Consider the following 16,451-nt stretch of genomic DNA (forward strand, 5'->3'; position numbering starts at 1 on the left):
TTTATACCTATTTTTAAGGCGACCACCATGCTATCACTATCCCACTATCATATCATTATGTCTCGTTCTACCATAACTGTACAGTTATTGTTTATAATTCTAGTTCTAACTGTACACTTGTTTTAGTAATCCTGGCATTACTGTACAAGTTCTTTTTCTTGTGTTTTTTCTTATAGTAGTTCTTCCACCTTTTAGTTAAGACACCCGTTTAAAGATGTGCTTGTATTGGAGTTAATCTATCGCAACTATCATGAGATTATCCCGTTCTACCATAACTGTACACTTGTTTTTGAGTTAAGAGGGAAGGGCAATGTGTGTATTCGACCAAGAATACCTTGATTTAGTAGGAAATCAATAAGCTTAAAAATGAGTTGTACATAAATTAATTGTTTTTTTAATGTATTAGATTCTCTAAAGCTTTAACTTAGAATGTTTTTATATTAATGTTTTAACACTAAATTAATTGTTAGGCTAGTCTAATTTTGTAATTTTACCAATCTAAAGAATAGTAATATGAAATTATCAAACTTAGCAATAGGGGAGAAAGCTATCATAAAGGGGATAGAACGCGATTGTCCAGCAGAGGTACATCAGCGTTTTTTGGATTTGGGTTTTGTACCTGGAGCAGAGATTTATGTGCATAATATCAGTCCATTAAAAGATCCAATAGCTTATTCTATTTACAATACGATTATATCACTACGTCGAGAGGATGCAGTGAGAGTATTAGTGACTTTAGTTAACTAAAAAAAGAGAAGGAGAAAATAGTTATGGCACAATCAGCCTGTGATATATGTGATCTAAATGCAACAGCAGAATTAAAGAAACTAGGTGATACATCTGGTAAGTTTGATTATACAATAGCTTTAGCAGGAAACCCTAATACAGGGAAGAGCACTATATTTAATGCATTAACAGGGTTAAAACAGCATACTGGTAACTGGCCAGGTAAAACAGTAACACGTGCAGAAGGAAGTTTTCAGTTTAAGGATAATAAGTATAAGATTATTGATTTGCCTGGAACCTATTCGCTTATGTCTACTTCAGAAGATGAAGAAGTAGCTCGTGATTTTATCCTATTCGGGCGTCCTGATGTGACAGTAGTCGTGGTGGATGCTGGGAGACTAGAAAGACACTTGAGTTTAGTCGTACAGATACAAGAGATAACGAATAAAGTAGTAGTCTGTCTTAATTTAATGGATGAGGCTACACGCCATGGTGTTGAGATAGATATAAGAGGATTGTCTCGTGACTTAGGAGTACCAGTTATTCCTACTTCAGCTCGAAATAAAGAAGGTATTAATGACTTATTATTGGCTATTGATCAAGTAGCTACGGGTAGATATGTACCTGAACATAAAACAATCACTGGTATATCTGGTGCTTCAAGAGAAGCAGTACAGCAAGTAGCGGATAAACTGCTAACATTAGATGCAGATTTGCCTAGTCCATCATGGCTAGCAATGCGCTTAATACAGCAGGATTCTAATATTCAGACTGCGTTAGTGAATCAAACCCTATCTACTAAAGTCAACAGTGAGAATATAAAAGAGATACTAGCTCTAGCTAATCAATACCATGAAAAGCTTGGTTTTGACTATTCTGATAATGTGGCAGGAGCTATTTTTACTCAAGTATCTAAAACAGTAAAGAGCATTGTTAAGACAGATATAAATCAGCGAGCGTTCAGAGTAGATCGTATGATAGATAATGTAGTAACGAGCAAGACTTTTGGTTTTCCTATTATGCTGTTAATGCTAGGAGGGATACTGTGGTTAACTATTATAGGGTCTAACTATCCGTCAAGCGCATTGTCTTATTTATTGTTAGAAGAACTATATCCTATCTTAAGAAGTGGAGCAGAAAGTCTACATTTCCCTTGGTGGTTATCAGGATTCTTAATAGATGGTGTGTATTTAGCTACAGCATGGGTTATCGCAGTGATGCTGCCACCTATGGCTATATTCTTTCCATTGTTTACGCTATTAGAAGACTTTGGTTATTTGCCTCGAGTGGCATTTAACTTGGATAGACTATTTAAAGGAGCTGGAGCACATGGTAAGCAAGCCTTGACGATGAGTATGGGCTTTGGCTGTAATGCAGCAGGAGTGGTGGCTACTCGTATTATTAATAGCCCTAGAGAGAAGTTGATCGCTATTATCACGAATAACTTCTCGTTGTGTAATGGGCGTTGGCCTACACAGATATTAATGGCAAGTATATTCATAGGAGCATTAGTACCCTCTTATTTATCACATACTGTTTCTACATTAGCGGTAGTGGGTATCGTGGTATTAGGTATTTCGTTTACCTTTTTTACTTCATGGTTATTATCTAAGACTATGTTGAAAGGACAAGCATCTTTCTTCACTTTAGAGTTACCACCATATCGTCCACCTAGAGTACTACAGACTATTTACACCTCATTGATAGATAGAACGTTGATTGTATTATGGCGTGCTATTGTCTTTGCTGCACCCGCTGGAGCTATAATTTGGTTGATATGTAATATATCTATAGGCGATAAAAGTATAGCTTTATGGACCATCCATGGATTAGATCCTCTAGGTGTTTTCTTAGGGTTAAATGGCGTGATTCTATTGGCTTATATAGTTGCGATTCCAGCTAATGAGATTGTTATACCTACTGTGTTAATGTTGACAGCTATGGTGTTAGGAGACGCTTCTATAGGGGAAGGAGCAGGTGTAATGTTTGAGGTGTCGGATGGTGAGATTGCTAGTATTTTGCATATGGCAGGTTGGACCACTTTAACAGGAGTGAATTTGATGTTGTTTAGTTTATTACACAACCCTTGTAGCACAACTATCTATACTATTTATAAAGAAACAAATAGCGTAAAATGGACTACAGTAGCCTCGTTATTACCTGTGTTATTTGGAATAATAGTATGCTTTGTAGTTGCCCAGATCTGGTACTTATTTGTATAAAATAGTTAGCATTGATATAAAAAAAGCTGTCTCAATTATTGAGGCAGCTTTTTTTTTGTATTATAATTTTTTGAATTGGTCTTTGACTGTTTAAAATGAAATTTGTTTACTATGTTAAAGTATGTTTTGAGAAGGTTGCGACTTAAAAGATGAATAAAATCAAATAATGTAACATTTAGTGTAATCTAATTAGTTACATAATGTAGTTGAATAATGCCAATAAAATATGGTTTTATGATAGTCTTTACTCAAAAAAAACACAGTTTCACACTTTTTTTAATGGTTTTATTGGGTTTGTGACTAGGTATTTGTTTTGTGTATCTTATTTTTGGGTTTTATGTATGGATTTACAATAAATTTGTGTTAAAATATATTATTAAAATATTCGTATAACATAAATTATTGATAAATGAATAAGTATTTACTTGTTTTACTATGTGCGTTATTCTCAATTTCAGCACATATAACTTTTGCTAGTAATCCTAAGAAGGAAGCAGCTCAGTGGAAATATGATATTGAATGTGCTGGTACAGGAAGTGAAGGTACGTTTTTAGTAAAGGTATGGACGTATAGTAATAAAGGAACTATACCTAATGAAGAGGCTAAGAAAAATGCTGTACATGGAGTTTTATTCCGTGGATTTGCGGCTAATGGAGTAGGTTGCGTATCTCAACGCCCTCTTATTAAAGATGCATCTGTGCAACATGACAAAGCAGATTACTTCAATACTTTCTTTGGAAAAGAAAGTCCTTATTTAAAATATGCAACTATTACCTCTTCAATTCCTGAGGTTGTTAAAATCAGTAAAAAAGAATTTAAAGTAGGATATACAGTTACTGTATCTAAAGATTTACTTCGTAAAGACTTAGAGATAGCTGGTGTTGTAAAAAGCTTGTCTGCAGGATTCTAATTGAAGCGTGTCCTGCATTTATTCAATAAAAAATTGATATGATGAAAAAAATACTGCGTATATCTTTTGCCCTTTTAATAATGGCCTTGGCTTCATGTAAGAGTAAGCCAACTAATACAATGGCTAGTTTTTATATAGATAAAAAGATAGACTGCGTAAGTGCTGATATGTATGGTAATGAAGTGGTGCAAGTATTCACTACAGGTCGCAATAGAAGTGCCGCTATAGCAGAGGCTAAAGAAGAAGCAATCAAGACAATCATGTTTAGAGGTATTGTTTCTAATAAAAAAGAATGTTCTGTTAAACCTATTGTTAAGGAAGCAAATGTAGAAGAGAGGTACAAAAAGTACTTCGATAAGTTCTTTAAAAAAGGTGGGAAAAATAGAAAATACACTTCTGTTAGAAGAATTGCTTTTCAAAGTAATGTAGTTAAACACGGGATTACTTACGAATCTTATAGCATTGAAGTAACAGTTAACCGCAAGGAAATAGAACGAAGACTTGCAAAAGATAAAATAATAAAAATTAATAGCTATGAAAAATAAAATCTTAACTCTTTGTTTGTGTCTATTTAGTGCAGCACTATTTGCTCAAGCAAAAAAACCTTCTTTAATGGTTGTACCTTCTGATAGTTGGTGTACTAAGCACAGATTAATGGAAGTGTATTATAATCAAGGAACAGAAGAGTATATTCCAGATTATAAATTAGCATTGTTGCATTCAGATTTAATGAATGTAATTTCTAAAATAAACATCTTAATGGCAGATAGAGGATTTCCTTTAAAAGACTTATCTGCTACCATGAAATCTCTTAATAAAACTAATGCGGAGAATAGCTTAATGACTAGTAAAACTAGTGGAGCTTCTTTAGCAGAAAGTCCTCTTGATAGAGTAAGACGTGCCGCTAAATCTGACATTATCCTAGAAGTGGATTGGACAGTTAATGCTACAGGACCTAAGAAATCTATTACTTATAATTTAAGAGCTTTAGATGCTTATACAAGTAAACAAGTAGCAGGTGCTCAAGGAACAGGAGCTCCTTCTTTCTCAGCTGATGTAGCTGTATTGTTAGAAGAAGCAGTATTAGTGAATATGGATAGTTTCGTTAATCAATTGCAAGCTCATTTTGATGATTTATTGACTAATGGTAGAGAGGTTACACTTGATGTACTAGTATTTGATAACGGTTCTGGGGTTGATTTAGAATCAGAGTTTGGAGGATCAGAACTAATTGAGGGTATTGACAACTGGATGGCACAAAATACAGTTAACCACCGTTTTAATAAATCAGATGCTACTGAGACTATGGCTTTATATGAAGGAGTGCGTATTCCATTATACAAAGCAAATGGTATGGCTCAAGATACAGACGGTTTTGCGCGTGAATTAAGAGGATTCTTGAAAAAAGCACCTTATAGCTTAGAGGTAAAACTAGTCAATAGAGGATTAGGTAGAGCTGCATTAGTGATAGGTGAAAAATAACATTAAACTATGAGAAAACTAATAGGAAAGATATCTGCTTTTATAATGTTATTCGCTAGTTTAACCAGTTATGGACAAACAGAAAAATGTGAATTATCATTGATGGCATATATACCAGAACAAACAGATGGATTGTACTCTGGAGCATCAGGACAATTAATGACTAAGCTAAAAAGTTTTATTACTGCTAGTGGACTAGGTTCTTCTGATGAGTACGCTCAGTTTGCTATTACACCAGAATTTAATGTAGTAGAAAAACATATCCTACCAGGTCCGCCACGATCATTTGTATTAGATCTTGAGATGACTTTATTTGTTGGAGATGCATTTGGGCAGAAGGTTTTTGCTTCTACTACTGTTTCACTTAAGGGAGTAGGCGAAAGTGAGACTAAAGCATATATAAATGCATTCAAGAAGTTGAATCCTAAGAATAAAGAAGTTTCTGCATTTATCGAGGAAAGTAAGAAAAAAATTATTGCATATTATGATAGTAACTACTCTACAATAATTAAGAAAGCTGAAACACAAGCGAATCAAAAGAATTTTGAAGAGGCTATGTTTTTATTGATGGCGATTCCTGATTGTAGCAAAGGGTATGATTTAGGTATGAAAACTGCTGAAAAAGTTTATCAATTATATGTAGATCATACGTGTATGGAGAACTTTAATAAAGCTAAAGCGGCATGGAATTCACAACAAGATGCTTATGGAGCTCATCAAGCGGGACAATATTTAATCGAAATATATCCTGAATCTAGATGTTACTCAGCTGCTGTAGCTTTGCAAAAGGAAATGAAAAACAAGGTAAAAGAAGACTTAGATTTTGAGATTAAAGTTTACAATGATGCTGTGAGCTTAGAGCAACAAAGAATCGAAGCATGGAAGGCTGTAGGAACTGCATTTGCTAAAAGAAAAGGCGATACCTACGTTGTTCTGAGAAGATAGTCTACAATAAAGAATTATACTAAAAAAAATAGATATGAATAAATTAACTTTTTGAGTTATCTGTTTAGTTTCCGCTAATCATATTTAAAGTAGTTGGTTTCGCTTTAACCATCTTTACAATTGTGTTATGAAAAATAGTTTCCTTAAATAAGGATCTATTTAATCTATATACGAACTCATTAAAGTAAGCTTGGATGTATTTCTTATTGATATGTGAAGGTACAGTTCTAATCCAGGATTTAAGTTGGTGAATTATCACGTGTAATTCTTTAAAATTAGCACCTTTATCACTTTCTTTTTGAGTGATGTTATACTTTTTTTTCAAGGGATTGTATCCCCTCCATTTATCTGTAACTACATTAGCATCTTCTGAAATGTGTTGTTCGAATATAGTAGTTAATGACTTAGCAGAGTAATCGTCAATACACTTAACATAGGCTCTTTTTACTTTTCTTTCAGTATTTAACTCTACAGCTATCACTGCTTTAGCTTTTTTGGTGTCGTAACTTCTTCCTGGTTTTCCTTGTTCGTATCCCCCTACAACAAACTCATCAACATGGACTGTCTCAGTCATAGGAGATTGCTCGCTACTTTGCATAGCTAAACGAACTTTATGCATAAAGCCCCACGCTGTTGGCTGGCTTATACCATAGCGTTTACCCATTTGAATACTAGATATGCTTTTGGTAGAAGTTGTCATTTCAAACACAATCATAAATGCTTTATGTAAACCAAATTTGACTTTGTGAAATAAGGTATTAGCTGTTGAGCTTTCAACATGCTCACAGTTATAGCAATAGTATGAATGATTAGATTTTAAGCAACCTTTTTTGTGTCCACATTTTACACAAGTAAAACCGTTTGACCACTTTATTTTACTTAGATAAGCTTTACAAGATTCGTCATCTGGTAGTTCTTTTACTAAGTTAAGAATGTTTTGACCCTTAAAAATTTCCATACTGTTGATTTTAAGATACTAATGTACGGAAGTTAATTTAATAACTCAATTAACTTTAATGCTAACAGCTTCTTTGATTACTGCATCAATAGCTTCTTTAGCACAAGATAAAAAACAAGTTACGGAAGATTATATGCGTAGCTCGTTATATACTATCATCGTAGATGATCATGGTATTAATGGTAACGGTAATGCTAAAGGAACAATTATTAAAGAAACTTTCTATAAGACTCCTCTTCCAGAAAAATTTAATGATCATAATTTAGATAGAACATTACGCTCATTTAAACCTAAAGATTATCAGGTAACAGAAGCAGAAATAGCTGCTGTTTCAGGAAAAGAAGATGCTGGAAAGAAAAAAGGAGGTTTAGGTAAATCTCTTGGAAAGTTTGGAAAAAGTGCGGCGAATGACAATACTGCTGGTGTTGTAGATACTACGAATACAGCAAAGGTTACAGCACAGTTTGTAAAATTCTTAGCTCAAAATAATATTGGAGATAAGTTAGTAGCAAAGTGGTTTAATGCAGGTAAATATAATGCAGCGTCTCAATCGCCATATAATATGGAATTAATAAAAGAGCGTGGATTGTACAGTGCATCTGAATTTGATAAAAATGTCGCAGATAAATCAACTAGAGGTAAAGCGATGTTAGAGGATGCAGGTGAGAATTTAATTTCTAACACATTCGTTGTAGGAGTTCGTTTTAACTATGTAAGTAAAGAGGAAATGGCTCGTCAATTAGCAGCAACTAGTTCTGCTGTTACAGGGCTTATTGGAGGTAAAGCAGCAGCAATTACAAATTCTGCAGTACAAGCAGGTTCTTCTGTAGCAGGTAAAGGATATGTGATAAAAGCAACTGCATTTTTATTCCAATTAGAATGGAATGAGGAAGCTGCAGCGACTTTCTATACGAAGTATTACAGTGCTAAGGATGCGAATGCATTTATGAAGTCAGGATTGTTTAAATTGAAATTAGTTGGTACAGAAACTGCTTGGGCAGATATTCAATCAACTACATTCTCTAAAGTATCAGAAAAAGAATTAGTAGAACGTGCTACAGTTCGTTCTATTGATAATGTAATAGCGAAGTTACAACGTAAATATGAACCTTTCCGTACTAAAACTCCATTAGCAACAACAGCTCCTGAAATTACTGCATTCATTGGTATGAAAGAGGATGTAGAAGCAGGCGATAAGTTTGAAGTATTAGAGAAAACAGAAGATCCAGAAACAAAGGTTACTAAATATAAACGTGTAACAACTATTAAAGCTGAGAAAAATAAAGTTTGGGATAATAGATTTGCTGCTGATGTAGAACAAGCTGAAAATGCTGCTAATAACGCAGGTGAAGTACAAAAGATAAAAGCTACCTCATTCTCAGGTAATGCTAAAAATATTTACCCAGGTATGTTAATACGACAAATCGATTAATACATAAGTATTTTTATTGATATTTTTTTGTATGTAAAACCCTTGATTTATCAAGGGTTTTACTTTTATATGGATAGTATAAGAAAGAGCTTAAGGTTATATATCCTGAGCTCTTTCTTGTATAATACCTTCTCCTATGGTAACTGGTTGACCTAAATACTTAGGTTTTTTATTAATTAGATTATCGAGTAAAACTTTTACTCTAGCAAATTTCTCTCTAAGCATTGTTTTGAATCCATAGTTGCGTGAGACATCTTGTGCATTAAAAGCAACAGTATTTAAGTCTAAGTGATTGGCGATATATACCGCACGTTCATTGTGAAAGGGTTGAGAAATAATCGTAAAACTGTCTTGATTGAATATCTCTTTCATGCGGTATACTGAATCTAGTGTACGCAAACCCGCATAATCTAAGTATATTTTCTCTTTGGGAATGCCCTGTTCTATTAGAGCATGTTCCATATCTTTTGGCTCGTTATAATCACTTCTACTGTGATCACCACTCACTACTATATAATCTATCTTACCTGCTTTATATAAAGCGGCAGTAGCTTCTATTCGATACGTGAAATAATAGTTCACATAACCGCTTTTTAGTAGTTTAGTAGTTCCTAATACTATACCTACCTTATTATGTGGTATCTGATTAAGAGAATTATAGAGTTGTTCTTTGGTTGTTTTGGTTACTCTATAATTAGCGAACCAAGTAATCAATATGATAATGGATAGTAAATATAATCCATACTTAAATATCTTTTTCATTTAGTAGTAACTAGCAATTATACAATCAAATATAAAGTAAAAAAACGTTAGTACTAATACCAACGTTTTTTATTCTTTTTAGAGTTTTCTGATTTACGTGAGTTGCTTTGATTAGCTTGTTTTCTATAATCTTTCTTTTGCCCCTCTTTATTGTCATTTTCTTTCCATGGGAATGGGTGGTCTGACACTATCTTAGGTTGTAGTCTTCCGAATTTGCAGATAGCTTCCCAATATGTCTTTTCTGATTTGTCACAGAATGAGATTGCTAGACCGTCATTACCAGCTCTACCTGTACGTCCGATGCGGTGAACGAAAGTTTCAGGAATATTAGGCAAATCATAGTTAATAACAATAGGCAATGAATCAATATCAATACCACGTGCTGCAATATCTGTAGCTACAAGTACTTTAGTCTCTTTATTCTTAAAGCTATCTAAAGCTTCTTGTCTTGCTGTCTGTGATTTATCTCCGTGAAAAGATTCTGCATTTACACCATTCTTTTTTAGAGATTCTACTACAGTATCAGCCCCAGCTTTTGTACGTGTGAATACAAGTACATCTGACATTTTCTCGTTTCTTATAATATGGTAAAGGAGTTTTTTCTTATCTCCTTTCTCTACAAAGTATATTTTGTGTTTTACATTTTGTGCAGTAGAAGAAATAGGATCTACTGCTACATACTCAGGTTTCTGTAAGAACTCATGTGCTAGCTCTCTAATCGGTAGAGGCATAGTAGCAGAGAACAGTAAAGTCTGTCTATTAGAAGGAGTTAGTTGTATTAGCTTTTTTACTTCATCTATGAATCCCATGTCTAACATTAGGTCAGCTTCATCTAAGACTAAGTAATGTAAATGATCTAAGTCAAGGTGTTTCTGTTTATGTAAGTCTAATAAGCGTCCAGGCGTTCCGATAATCACATCAGCCCCTTTCGTTAACTGCTCTATCTGAGGTTTGATGGACATACCACCATATATGATAGCGTGAGTAACATTAGTGTACTTCGCATATTTCTCAAAGTTCTCACCTATCTGTACTGCTAGTTCACGTGTAGGAGTTACAATTAATACTTTAGCCTTCTTTGCTTTCTTGGTATTACCTATTTTATGCAGATAGTGAATAATCGGCATTGCAAAGGCAGCTGTCTTACCTGTACCAGTCTGTGCACATCCTATCACATCTTTTTCTGCTAAGATAAGTGGGATTGCTTTTTGCTGAATAGGAGTAGGTTCTTTATATCCTAGTTCTTCTATGGCACGTAATATATTTTTGTTTAATTGTAAGTCTTCGAAAGTCATATACTTCATCTATTAATTGGCACAAAGGTACTTTATTTATTTTTATTGATGTGATATGAACAGAATAGTCAGATTCAAAATTGTTATAACGAGGGGGGCTAAGTGTTAGATGATATTAAATGGCATTATTATCAAAATAATATTAAAGCTACTTCTTTATTCAAAAAAAGATAACTAAATTGGATTATTAATTACCTTATTATGATTCGACAACTTGAAAGAATGTATTACCCATTAGCCATCTTTATGATTTTTGTGGTAATAGTAGCAGCTATAAATGATATACTTTATTTATTATTATTTATACCTGTGTTAATGTTATTAGCTTGTATAAAAAAGTATACCATAACTTTTCGTTTAAAATATAAAGGAATAACGACTAAAGCTAAGATTATAGAGTATGAGTCTTATCTAAATTTTGATGAAGATCTTGCTACTAGTAGAAGAGGAGATGTCAAGAAAGAAATACTTATTATGGAGTTTCTAACTAAAGATAATAAAGTCATTAAGGGGCAACCGATAGAGTATGATATCAATGTACCTGAATTAGAAGATACAGATTTCGAATATCCTTACAACGAAAAGTTTATAGCTTTTAGAGACTTTAACCCAGTAGGAGAGGTTTATGAGATTACTTATGACAGAGAACGACCAACAGTATTCACCTTTAAGGACTCAGTAGGAGATAATACAGGTACATTACTTACATTGATTTATATTCTAAGTGGTATTATCGTGTGTACTTTTGCTTATGTTCTTAGTAAATATAGTATTATTGGGACTATAGGAAGTTTGTTTAGTTAAGCATAATGTTGCTTTGAGATATATGTAATCAGACTTTTTTCTAAAAAGAAGATATCTCATTCAGTATAATAAAAAAAGCTCCGCAGTAGACTACGGAGCTTTTTATTTTATAAACCATTGTGACGATTATGCTTCGTCACCTATTAATATTTCTAACATCGTTATAGCTGCTTCACTAATCTTAGTCCCGGGACCGAAGACAGCTACAGCACCTGCATCGAATAAGAATTGGTAATCTTGAGCAGGGATAACCCCACCAACGATAACCATAATATCATCTCTACCGTATTTCTTTAACTCCTCTATTACCTGAGGCACTAAAGTCTTATGGCCAGCCGCTAGAGAAGACACCCCTAAAGCGTGTACATCATTCTCTACAGCTTGTTTAGCAGCTTCAGCAGGAGTTTGGAATAAAGGACCTATGTCTACATCAAAACCTACGTCTGCATATCCAGTAGCGACTACCTTAGCCCCACGGTCATGTCCATCCTGTCCCATCTTAGCAATCATAATACGAGGACGACGTCCTTCTATCTCAGCGAATTTATCAGCTAGATCTCGAGCTTTCTTAAAGCTCTTATCATCTTTTATCTCTTTACTATACACACCGCTTACAGATTGTATTTGTGCTTTAAATCTTCCGAATACGCTTTCTAAGGCGTCACTAATTTCTCCTAGAGTAGCTCTAAGTGTAGCAGCTTCTACTGCTAACGCTAATAGGTTACCTTCACCAGTCTTAGCAGACGCTGTTAATGCTACTAAAGCCTCAGCTACTTTCGCATTATCACGTGTAGCTTTGATATGATTAAGACGGTCTATCTGAGCCTTACGCACAGTCTGATTATCTACTTCTAATATATGTAATGGGTCTTCTTTCTCTAATCGATACTTGTTAACCCCTACGATAGTATCTTGTCCACTATCTATACGAGCTTGTTTACGAGCAGCAGCCTCTTCGATACGAAGTTTAGGGATACCAGCCTCTATAGCCTTAGTCATACCACCTAGTTCTTCTACCTCTTCGATTAATGTCCACGCTTTATCAGCAATCTCTTTGGTTAGGCTTTCTACATAATAACTACCAGCCCAAGGGTCAACAGTCTTACATATCTTAGTCTCTTCCTGTAAGAAGATTTGTGTATTACGTGCGATACGCGCTGAGAAGTCAGTAGGAAGAGCGATAGCTTCATCTAGAGCATTCGTATGTAGAGACTGAGTCCCACCGAATGCTGCTGCTGAAGCCTCTATAGCTGTACGAGCTACGTTATTAAATGGGTCTTGCTCAGTAAGGCTCCATCCAGAAGTCTGACAGTGTGTACGCAATGCAAGAGACTTGTCTGATTTAGGCTCAAACTGCTTTAACAGCTTCGCCCATAACATACGTCCTGCACGCATCTTTGCTATTTCCATAAAGTGATTCATACCTATCGCCCAAAAGAATGATAAGCGAGGTGCGAAGTCATCTATCTTCATTCCTGCATTAAGCCCTGTACGGATATATTCAAGTCCATCTGCTAAAGTATAAGCTAATTCAATGTCTGCTGTAGCACCTGCTTCTTGCATGTGGTATCCAGAGATAGATATAGAGTTAAACTTTGGCATATTACTACTTGTATAGTCAAATATATCAGCGATAATCTTCATAGAGGGAGTTGGTGGATAGATATAGGTATTACGCACCATAAACTCTTTTAAGATATCATTCTGTATTGTACCTGATAAGAGTTTTTTATCTACTCCTTGTTCCATAGCCGCTACAATGTAGAATGCTAGGATAGGGAGTACTGCTCCATTCATAGTCATTGATACAGACATCTCATCTAGAGGGATCTGATCAAATAGTATCTTCATATCTTCCACGCTATCTATCGCTACACCAGCCTTACCTACATCACCTACCACACGCTCGTGATCTGAGTCATAGCCACGGTGAGTAGCTAAGTCGAATGCCACAGATAGTCCTTTCTGTCCTGCAGCCAGGTTACGTCTATAGAACGCATTACTCTCCTCAGCAGTAGAGAATCCTGCATATTGACGGATAGTCCATGGACGTCTTACATACATGGTAGCATAAGGTCCACGTAGATTAGGTGCAAATCCTGCGCCAAACCCGATGTGTTCTACTTTATCTAAGTCAGCTTCACTGTATACTTTATTTATATCAATACCCTCTGCAGTAGTGAAGTCAGATGATACTGACTCTGTTCTCGCAAAAGAGGTTTTTATAGTCAAGTGTTGTAAGTCCTTTCTTTTCATACCTTATTGTTTAGCTGTTTTTTCTTCCTCTAATCTTTTTTGCTCATAGCTTTCAGCTAGGCGTTTCTCTATTATCGGGATAATAAGAGTCTTGCGAGGATTCTGTTTAACAAAAGGGAATAGCTCAAGCTCGTGACTCATCACGTCCTGAGGATTAGGATATTTATTTGTACCTAATAGGACTTCTTTACTGTTATTGAAAAGCTCTTGTTCTTTAAGAGCACTTTCAACTATTTTTTTCTGGATACTACCTTCAATTAATGACGTGATTAATCCATCTGCCTTTTCGATAGTTTTAAATAACTCAAGTGCTTTCTCTGCTAACTGAGCAGTAAGCGTTTCGATATAGTAAGCCCCTTCAGCAGGATTGTCTACAGTATCGAAGTAGCTCTCTTGCTTAAGTATCAACAATTGATTACGTGATATACGATCACCGAATTCGTTTTCTTTATGATAAATTGCATCATACGCTAGGTTACTCACATAGTCAGCACCTCCTAGTACAGCACTCATACACTCTGTAGTAGTACGTAGCATATTTACATTATAGTCATATAATGTCTTGTTGCGTTTAGTAGGGATTGCAATGATCTGTACTTTCGTTTCGATATTGTACTCTTTATTAAGCGTGTCTATTAATAAGCGTAGAGCACGTAACTTCGCTATCTCAAAGAAATAGTTAGTACCTACAGCTACTTCTATAAAGACAGGATTCTGCTTGAGTTCGATGCGATTATAGTATTCATTTAGATGAGATAAAGCATACGCTAGTTGCTGAATCATATTAGCTCCAGCATTTTGATATACAGTAGTATCTACGTGAATAGCGATATTATTAGCGATGTTTACACAGTCGCTTACTATACTGAAGTCACTGTTTAGGTTAGTATACCAGTTGCCATCAGTAGTCAAGCGATGTATAGGGTCTAATAGTATATGTATTTCATATCCATTACTACTAGCATAAGTAGATAGCTGACGAATATATGCAGTATCTAAGAAGTTACATACGAATACATAACGGTGAGTCTTAGGTAGTGCATTTAATAGGGTAGTAGCATCTAATGAAGGATTGTCTATTGTAAAATAGATTACTTCAGCTCCTCTATTGAGTGTGTCAATAGTCTTTGCTATTGATCTTTCAATGTCAAAAACGTAGATACGTTGTACTATATTGAATTCGCTTGTATGAGTCTCGATAGGCATCGGTCTATTATCCGCATCGTTGTGATAGAACGGCTTAACCTTGATACCTTCAAGACTTTCCCAAACAAGTGTTTCATTATAGTCAGCGCCTTTTAGCTCAAATTGTATTTGATTTTTCCACGCTTTAGAAGAAACTTGATCAAATTCTTCAAATAATTGGTTAGTCATAATTTTTGGTTGGTAGTGAAACTTATTTTGCAGGCAATGAATCAAACTCTATGATGAAGACATCCTCATTCTCGCGTTTCATATAATAATTCTCGCGAGCGTACTTTTCAGTAGCATCACCGCTTTTTAATCCTTTGATTGCTTTTTTATCTTTTTCTATTTCTTTTTCGAAGTATTTCTTATTGTCTTCGAGCTTATCTATTTCTGCATTTATAACTTGCTGTTCAAGATAAGAAGAACTGTCAAAGAAAGTTATCCAAATTACAAATAAAATACCTACTAAAAAAAAAGGGTTTTTTAGTAGGTGTATATATTTATAACTTTTTAGTGTATCAACTATTTTCATAGCCTAAAGATAGTAAATTAACCGATTTTTTCATTAATAACTGTACGAACTATATCTATAGCTACAGTATTATAAGTATCATTAGGAATGATAATGTCTGCAAATGCTTTAGAAGGCTCGATAAATTGGTCATGCATAGGCTTTAAAGTTGTCTGATATCTATTGACAACTTCCATCATATCTCTTCCTCTTTCTGCAATATCTCTTTTTAATCTTCGGATTAAACGCTCATCAGAATCAGCATGTACAAAAATTTTGATGTCGCACATATCACGTAATTCTGGATGACATAAGATAAGTATGCCTTCCACGATCATTACTTTTCGAGGATGTGTTAATATGTAATCGTCTGTTCTGTTGTGTTTTACGAATGAGTAAACAGGTTGGTTTATGCTGTTCCCTTCTTTTAGTTCTTTAAGATGTTGAACTAGTAATTCAAAGTCAATTGAACGTGGGTGGTCAAAGTTGATTAGCAATCTCTCTTCCAATGATAGATTATCAGTGGCTTTGTAGTATGAATCTTGTGATATAACTCCTACTTCAGTTTCAGGCAGTTCATTCATAATCTGGTGAACTACCGTAGTTTTACCACTCCCTGTACCTCCTGCAATTCCTATAATAAGCATATTGTAATATATTTTTAGCAAAAGTATAAATTAATAATCTTGGATAGAAACATTTTTTAATCAATGGCTATTTTTTAGCTTTTATTATTAAAAGCTTAATGATGTTTTAAGGCATATCTATGATGTGTACTAGGCTTAGTTTAATAGGTTGTTATAAATCACTTCTTCTAAATGCTTAAAAGAGTAAATGAAATCAAATAATAGTAGATCGTAGTTTAGTTTATGTGTTGTTTATTTTGAGTTGAAATTATTTAAAGGGATTGGTTTTTTAATGGAATATCATATCTGACTATCTTAAGAATCTTTTTTGAAG

General features: G+C 34.5%; 15 protein-coding genes. 8 read left to right on the forward strand and 7 right to left on the reverse strand.

The annotated features are described in order from the left end of the window. Positions 1-513 precede the first annotated feature (513 nt). The 6 genes from LNQ81_RS09195 (at position 514) to LNQ81_RS09220 (ending at position 6,285) form a co-directional block, all read left to right on the forward strand. Positions 514-747 (forward strand): FeoA family protein, encoded by a 234-nt coding sequence (locus LNQ81_RS09195; RefSeq protein ID WP_229946100.1) that lies wholly within the window; start codon positions 514-516, stop codon positions 745-747. Between the two features lie 23 nt (positions 748-770). Further along, complete coding sequence (feoB, locus tag LNQ81_RS09200) at positions 771-2,948, forward strand: ferrous iron transport protein B (protein ID WP_229946102.1); 2,178 nt, start codon at positions 771-773, stop codon at positions 2,946-2,948. Positions 2,949-3,357: 409 nt separating this feature from the next. Then, complete coding sequence (locus LNQ81_RS09205; RefSeq protein WP_229946104.1) at positions 3,358-3,858, forward strand: hypothetical protein; 501 nt, start codon at positions 3,358-3,360, stop codon at positions 3,856-3,858. Positions 3,859-3,896: 38 nt separating this feature from the next. After that, the gene (locus LNQ81_RS09210) at positions 3,897-4,403 is read left to right on the forward strand and encodes a hypothetical protein (RefSeq protein WP_229946105.1); all 507 of its coding nucleotides are present in this window, start codon (positions 3,897-3,899) and stop codon (positions 4,401-4,403) included. Continuing rightward, positions 4,393-5,340, forward strand: a complete 948-nt coding sequence (locus LNQ81_RS09215; RefSeq protein WP_229946107.1) for a DUF6175 family protein — start codon at positions 4,393-4,395, stop codon at positions 5,338-5,340. The genes LNQ81_RS09210 and LNQ81_RS09215 overlap by 11 nt, the downstream gene beginning before the upstream one ends. A 9-nt stretch (positions 5,341-5,349) precedes the next feature. Then, on the forward strand, positions 5,350-6,285 hold the full coding sequence (locus tag LNQ81_RS09220; protein WP_229946109.1) for a hypothetical protein: 936 nt from the start codon (positions 5,350-5,352) through the stop codon (positions 6,283-6,285). A 64-nt stretch (positions 6,286-6,349) separates the two neighbouring features. Here LNQ81_RS09220 and LNQ81_RS09225 read toward each other — a convergent pair whose 3' ends face one another. Then, a complete protein-coding gene (locus LNQ81_RS09225; RefSeq protein WP_229945071.1) occupies positions 6,350-7,243 on the reverse strand; it encodes an IS1595 family transposase in 894 nt (297 codons plus the stop codon). A 58-nt stretch (positions 7,244-7,301) separates the two neighbouring features. Here LNQ81_RS09225 and LNQ81_RS09230 point away from each other — a divergent pair, with 58 nt between their 5' ends. Continuing rightward, a complete protein-coding gene (locus tag LNQ81_RS09230) occupies positions 7,302-8,675 on the forward strand; it encodes a hypothetical protein (RefSeq protein WP_229946110.1) in 1,374 nt (457 codons plus the stop codon). Positions 8,676-8,771: 96 nt separating this feature from the next. Here LNQ81_RS09230 and LNQ81_RS09235 read toward each other — a convergent pair whose 3' ends face one another. Both LNQ81_RS09235 and LNQ81_RS09240 read right to left on the reverse strand, forming a co-directional pair. Then, positions 8,772-9,437 (reverse strand): SanA/YdcF family protein, encoded by a 666-nt coding sequence (locus tag LNQ81_RS09235; RefSeq protein ID WP_229946112.1) that lies wholly within the window; start codon positions 9,435-9,437, stop codon positions 8,772-8,774. Between the two features lie 53 nt (positions 9,438-9,490). Next, the gene (locus tag LNQ81_RS09240) at positions 9,491-10,732 is read right to left on the reverse strand and encodes a DEAD/DEAH box helicase (RefSeq protein ID WP_229946114.1); all 1,242 of its coding nucleotides are present in this window, start codon (positions 10,730-10,732) and stop codon (positions 9,491-9,493) included. A 201-nt stretch (positions 10,733-10,933) separates the two neighbouring features. Between LNQ81_RS09240 and LNQ81_RS09245 the strand changes: the two genes are divergently transcribed. Beyond that, entirely contained in the window at positions 10,934-11,536 is a 603-nt protein-coding gene (locus tag LNQ81_RS09245; RefSeq protein ID WP_229946116.1) for a hypothetical protein, read from the forward strand. Between the two features lie 126 nt (positions 11,537-11,662). On the opposite strand, the gene scpA is transcribed toward LNQ81_RS09245, so the two are convergent. The 4 genes from scpA to udk are packed head-to-tail and all read right to left on the reverse strand — an operon-like array spanning position 11,663 to position 16,138. Continuing rightward, positions 11,663-13,792, reverse strand: a complete 2,130-nt coding sequence (scpA, locus tag LNQ81_RS09250; protein WP_229946118.1) for a methylmalonyl-CoA mutase — start codon at positions 13,790-13,792, stop codon at positions 11,663-11,665. A 3-nt stretch (positions 13,793-13,795) separates the two neighbouring features. Next, positions 13,796-15,166 carry a methylmalonyl-CoA mutase subunit beta gene (locus LNQ81_RS09255; RefSeq protein WP_229946119.1) on the reverse strand — a complete coding sequence of 457 codons (1,371 nt, stop codon included), beginning with the start codon at positions 15,164-15,166 and terminating at the stop codon, positions 13,796-13,798. 22 nt (positions 15,167-15,188) lie between these two features. Then, positions 15,189-15,512, reverse strand: a complete 324-nt coding sequence (locus LNQ81_RS09260; protein ID WP_229946121.1) for an FtsB family cell division protein — start codon at positions 15,510-15,512, stop codon at positions 15,189-15,191. A 17-nt stretch (positions 15,513-15,529) separates the two neighbouring features. Continuing rightward, positions 15,530-16,138, reverse strand: coding sequence for a uridine kinase (udk, locus tag LNQ81_RS09265; protein WP_229946123.1), 609 nt, complete (start codon positions 16,136-16,138; stop codon positions 15,530-15,532). Positions 16,139-16,451: the final 313 nt, after the last annotated feature.

The organism is Myroides oncorhynchi (assembly GCF_020905415.1).
In the GTDB taxonomy this organism is placed as follows: Bacteria; Bacteroidota; Bacteroidia; order Flavobacteriales; family Flavobacteriaceae; genus Flavobacterium; species Flavobacterium oncorhynchi_A.

Excerpts from the sequence above, each read along its gene's own strand:
- LNQ81_RS09195 (WP_229946100.1), top strand. The coding sequence starts at position 514 with ATGAAATTATCAAACTTAGCAATAGGGGAGAAAGCTATCATAAAGGGG.
- feoB (WP_229946102.1), top strand. The coding sequence starts at position 771 with ATGGCACAATCAGCCTGTGATATATGTGATCTAAATGCAACAGCAGAA.
- LNQ81_RS09205 (WP_229946104.1), top strand. The coding sequence starts at position 3,358 with ATGAATAAGTATTTACTTGTTTTACTATGTGCGTTATTCTCAATTTCA.
- LNQ81_RS09210 (WP_229946105.1), top strand. The coding sequence starts at position 3,897 with ATGATGAAAAAAATACTGCGTATATCTTTTGCCCTTTTAATAATGGCC.
- LNQ81_RS09215 (WP_229946107.1), top strand. The coding sequence starts at position 4,393 with ATGAAAAATAAAATCTTAACTCTTTGTTTGTGTCTATTTAGTGCAGCA.
- LNQ81_RS09220 (WP_229946109.1), top strand. The coding sequence starts at position 5,350 with ATGAGAAAACTAATAGGAAAGATATCTGCTTTTATAATGTTATTCGCT.
- LNQ81_RS09225 (WP_229945071.1), bottom strand. The coding sequence starts at position 7,243 with ATGGAAATTTTTAAGGGTCAAAACATTCTTAACTTAGTAAAAGAACTA.
- LNQ81_RS09230 (WP_229946110.1), top strand. The coding sequence starts at position 7,302 with ATGCTAACAGCTTCTTTGATTACTGCATCAATAGCTTCTTTAGCACAA.
- LNQ81_RS09235 (WP_229946112.1), bottom strand. The coding sequence starts at position 9,437 with ATGAAAAAGATATTTAAGTATGGATTATATTTACTATCCATTATCATA.
- LNQ81_RS09240 (WP_229946114.1), bottom strand. The coding sequence starts at position 10,732 with ATGACTTTCGAAGACTTACAATTAAACAAAAATATATTACGTGCCATA.
- LNQ81_RS09245 (WP_229946116.1), top strand. The coding sequence starts at position 10,934 with ATGATTCGACAACTTGAAAGAATGTATTACCCATTAGCCATCTTTATG.
- scpA (WP_229946118.1), bottom strand. The coding sequence starts at position 13,792 with ATGAAAAGAAAGGACTTACAACACTTGACTATAAAAACCTCTTTTGCG.
- LNQ81_RS09255 (WP_229946119.1), bottom strand. The coding sequence starts at position 15,166 with ATGACTAACCAATTATTTGAAGAATTTGATCAAGTTTCTTCTAAAGCG.
- LNQ81_RS09260 (WP_229946121.1), bottom strand. The coding sequence starts at position 15,512 with ATGAAAATAGTTGATACACTAAAAAGTTATAAATATATACACCTACTA.
- udk (WP_229946123.1), bottom strand. The coding sequence starts at position 16,138 with ATGCTTATTATAGGAATTGCAGGAGGTACAGGGAGTGGTAAAACTACG.